Annotated in this window: 5 protein-coding genes; all 5 read right to left on the bottom strand. The window is 72.1% G+C overall.

The features are described 5' to 3' along the window. The coding region (locus AC1DUQ_RS18545) for a YuxH family protein (protein WP_477074315.1) at window positions 1-570 on the bottom strand (570 nt) is incomplete at its 3' end. A gap of 76 nt (window positions 571-646) precedes the next feature. After that, window positions 647-1,081: a flagellar assembly protein FliW gene (locus AC1DUQ_RS18540; RefSeq protein ID WP_477060026.1), complete on the bottom strand. Its 435-nt coding sequence runs from the start codon at window positions 1,079-1,081 to the stop codon at window positions 647-649. Continuing rightward, entirely contained in the window at window positions 1,078-1,962 is an 885-nt protein-coding gene (gene flgL, locus AC1DUQ_RS18535) for a flagellar hook-associated protein FlgL (RefSeq protein ID WP_477060027.1), read from the bottom strand. The genes AC1DUQ_RS18540 and flgL overlap by 4 nt, the downstream gene beginning before the upstream one ends. Window positions 1,963-1,967: 5 nt before the next feature. Further along, window positions 1,968-3,425 carry a flagellar hook-associated protein FlgK gene (gene flgK / locus AC1DUQ_RS18530; RefSeq protein WP_477060028.1) on the bottom strand — a complete coding sequence of 486 codons (1,458 nt, stop codon included), beginning with the start codon at window positions 3,423-3,425 and terminating at the stop codon, window positions 1,968-1,970. 8 nt (window positions 3,426-3,433) lie between these two features. Continuing rightward, complete coding sequence (gene flgN / locus AC1DUQ_RS18525; protein ID WP_477060029.1) at window positions 3,434-3,913, bottom strand: flagellar export chaperone FlgN; 480 nt, start codon at window positions 3,911-3,913, stop codon at window positions 3,434-3,436. Window positions 3,914-4,262 lie beyond the last annotated feature (349 nt).

The raw sequence follows: 4,262 nt of genomic DNA, 5'->3' as shown, positions 1-4,262 counted from the left end.
GAGGTCGACGCCGAGGTCGAAGGCGAACGCGATCGACTCGTTCGAGGCGACGCGCTCCCCGATGACGCGGATGTCGGGGTGCTCGTGGGCGCGACGGACCAGCTGCAGGAGCCGGTCCTGCGAGCGTCCCATGTGGACCTTGACCACGTCGACGAAGGGGAGCAGCGCGTCCTGCGCGACCGTGCCGGTGTAGTCGCCGACCGCCAGGCCGTAGCCGAGCAGGCGCAGCTCGATGAGCCGTTCGACGGTGTCCGGCAGCCCCGCCAGCGGCGCGGGGATCTCGAAGGCGATCCCGGCGGAGGCCGCGGGCGCGGGGACCCGGCCCAGGAGCAGTCCGGTGGTCGCGCGGAGCATCAGGGGGTGGTCGCCGGCGATCGTCGCGGGATCCAGGGTGGCGTACGCCTCGTCGGCCTGGTCCTCGACCAGACCCTCCGGGATCAGCGCTCCGTCGGCGTCGTGCACCTCGGCCCGCACCGCGTACCCGAACACCGAGCGGTCCGGGTGCACGATCGGCTGGCGCAGCAGGGTGGCACCGCGCGTGAGGCGGTCGTAGTCGTTCAGCACGCTCATGTCTCTCCCCGGTGATGTCCGTCGATCCACCCATCGGACGCGGGTGCGCGGACCTGAGGCGTCGGGGCGAGTCGGCTCAGCCGACGGGTGCGCGCAGCGGCCAGTCCCCGTCGAGCACCACCTGGGCGGCACGCCCGGAGCGGGTGTCGACGACGATCGGGGCCAGCAGGTTGACGGTCGGACCGTCCTGCGCACCCTGCCCGGGGTGGACCACGGCGAGCACGGCCGTGTGCTCCGCGTCTGCGTCCCAGGGGAGCGCGTCGGCGTCGATCGTCGGTACGTAGTCCGGGAAGTGCGCCACAGGGCTCACGACGAACAGGCGCACGGGGGCGTCGGACTCGTCGGCCGGGACGCTGCGCAGCGCGAACAGCACGCCGTGCTCGTCGAGCGCCTCGAGGGAGTACCGGACGTGCCCCGGCAGCCCGAGCAGCGGCGTCGAGAGCTCCAGGAGCCCGGGGACGTCGACCGAGCCGTCGCCGCTGCCGGCGACGCGGACCGTGGACGTGCTCATCGCAGGAAGTCCAGGAGCGAGGGCTGCAGGACCTTGCTCGCGGCGCCGAGCGCACCCTGGTAGGCGACCTCCTGCATCTGCAGCTCGAGGATCACCTCGGCGAGATCGATGTCCTCGATGCCGGAGAGCTGCGACTTCACGGTGAGCTCCTGGTCCTTGAGCGAGCTCGTCGCGGCGATGACCTGCGCGTGCCGGGCACCGACCGACGAGACCTCGGTGAGCATCGCCTCCATGCGGGAGTCGATGGCGTCGAGGTGCGTGGTCGGGTCGCCGCCGGACCGCAGCGTCGCGGCGACGGTGTCCAGCAGCGCGAACACCGAGCCGCTGCCGGCGCCGAACACCGCTGCACCGTCGGAGTCGACGCGGACCGTGTTGTTCGGGCCGATCCGCCGCTCGACGGGCAGCGCGGTGGGGCTGCCCGTGAAGGCGTAGCCCGGGCCGAAGGCCTGTCCGGCGTCGGACGTGCCCGCGAACACGGAGCGGCCCACGTACGTGGAGTTGGCCTGGTCGAGCAGCGTGTCGCGGACCCCCTCGAGCTCCGCGGCCAGCGCTTCGCGGGACGTCGCGCCGAGCGCACCGTCGCCGCCCTGGATCGTGAGGTCGCGCGCGCGGCGCAGGGCGGCGAGCGACGAGCCCAGCGCCGAGTCCACGGTGGTCAGCCACGAGTCGCCGTCGGAGGCGTTGCGGGCGTGCTGGGTGACCGCCCGCTGGTCGCCGCGCAGCCGGAGCATGTCCGACGCCCCCGCCGGGTCGTCGGACGGCACGCTGATCTTCTTGCCGCTGGACATCTGCGCCTGCAGCGTCGCCATCGCGGACAGGTTGCCCTGGAGGTTGGCCAGCGTCTGGCGCTGGACCGTCTGATGGGTCACACGAGCGATCACTGCGACTACCTCCCCACGAGGCCGGTGCGGTTGATGAGGGTGTCCAGCATCTCGTCGATGGCGGTGAGCACGCGTGCCGCACCCTCGTACGCGCGCTGGTACGCGAGCATGTTCACGGTCTCCTCGTCGGTGTCGACGCTCGCCTGGGCGAGCTGCTGCGCGGCGGCGGTCGCGCGGGAAGACTCCGCCACCTTCGCACGCGAGCCCGCCGACGCGGTGCGGACGCCGAGCTCGACCACCGAGGCGCTCCAGGTGGCGTCGGGGCCCAGCGGGTCCGCGGCCAGCTGCGCGATCTTGTCACCGATCGAGCCGTCGAGCGCGCCGCCGCCGGGAGCGGCGACCGCGACGCCGGCGGGGTCGGTGATCGCCACGGTGAGCCCGAGCGCGGGCGGGCGTCCGGCCGCGAACGTGAAGAAGTCGCCGCCGGGGACCTTGGTGCCCGAGGTCACCGCGGTGGAGTGCAGCGCGTTGACCTGGGTCGCGATCGTCGTCGCCAGCGCGTCGTATCGCGCGGCCGCCTCCGTGAGGATGCCGCCGGTGCCGGAGCCGTCCGTCGGGGCGAGGACCGAGAGCAGGCCGGCCACGCGGCCGCCGTCGAGCCCCGCGGAGCGCGTCGGGTGTGCGGCCCAGACCACCGTGACGGCCTGGCCGTCGACGGGCGGGACCGAGGTGGCGTCGCCGGTGGCCTGCGCGAAGCTGGTGGCTCCCTGCACGGCCAGCGCCTGCGCACGGTTCCCCGACACGAGCGCGTTGCCGCCGACGAGCACGTCGACCTGTCCGTCGGGTCGCACGGAGATGGCGGCGCCGACGAGCGAGGACAGCGAGGTGACCAGCTGGTCGCGCTGGTCGGCGAGCTCGTGAGCGGTGCCGCCGCTGTTGGTGATGGAGAGGATCCGGCCGTTGAGGTCGGCGACGCTCTCCGCGGTGGTGTTCACCTGGCCGACGAGTGCGACCGTGGTGGACCGGGCCTGCGTCCACTGCGTCCGGGCGGCCGTGTACAGGGTGCCGATCCGGTCGACGACCGCCTTCGCGTCCTCGAGGAGCACCGCCTTGGCCGACCCCTTGTCGGGCGTGTTGGCGACGTCGTGCCACGCACCCCAGAAGGTGGACAGCTGGCTGGACAGGCCGGTCGTGCCCGGCTCGCCGACGCTGGACTCCAGCGCGGTGTACGCCTCTGCACGGGCGGACAGGTACGAGGCGCCCGACGTCTGCGTGCGCAGGCGGGCGTCGAGGAACATGTCGGCGAGCCGGTCGATGCCCGAGACGCGGGTGCCCTCGCCGGTGCCGTCCGAGGTCGAGAACATCGACGGCACGGTCGCCGCAGGGAGAGCCGCGAGAGTCGCGCGCTGACGGGTGTAGCCGACGGTGTTGGCGTTGGCGATGTTCTGACCAGCGACGTCGAGCGCCTGCCGCTGCGCGATGAGCGAGCTGAGCGCGGTGCCGAGACCGGAGAAGGTGCTCACGGGTCCCCTTACAGAGATCGGTCGACGAGCTGGGCGGTGGGTGCGGCGCCGGCGGCGTGTCCGGACCCGTCGTACGTGTGCACCTCCTGGAGGGACAGGAGCGTCTCCTGGGTGGCGCGGTGGGACATGGCGAGCAGCTCGCGGTTGCCGTCAGCGAGCATCGAGATCTCGGTGGTGAGCGAGGCGAACGCGTCGCGGTGAGCGCGCAGGAGCTCGTCCCACGGCGCGGGGGCGTGGTCCGCGAGCTCGGCGAGGCTGGAGCCGGGCGCGAGCCCGAGCATGCCGGCGACGGCGTCGGCCTCTGCGGCGCGGCCGAGCTCGGCGGTGCGGATCTCGTCGAGGACGCTCTCCACCTCGCGCGTGGCGTGCCCGAGCCAGCGGCTACGACCGCTGGACAGGATCATCTGCTCCTCCTCCAGCTTGAACAGGAGCAGCTCCAACAGGGTCCGCTCGCGCCAGAGCACGTCGGACAACCGGGTCAGTGCCATCGAGCTCGACCTCCTCTCTTCCGGGGCGTGAGGGGCCACGGTGCTTCTGAAGCCACCTATCGGACGGTCACCCCCGCATCGTGACGGTTCCGAGGTGACGAGTTCTGCCACAAGTGCCCGGATATGTGACACTGCGCCCATGACACCACGGCTCGATGCCCATGACACAGCCGGCGTCGAAACGGTTCCCAACTGGACGATCGTCCGACTTTTGGCCTAGGACTATGGTCACGTGGTCGTGACTGTGATCTGCATCACAGTCCGCGCCGTGAGGTGATAGCACCCAGCGGGTGAGTGCCGCATGATCACGGGGATTCCCGTGGAAAACGATTCAGACGGCCTCACAGCG

The organism is Cellulomonas sp. P4_B5_2 (genome assembly GCF_056402235.1).
Note: the sequence above shows the minus strand (reverse complement) of the source record. Positions and strands in the feature narration are given on the sequence as shown.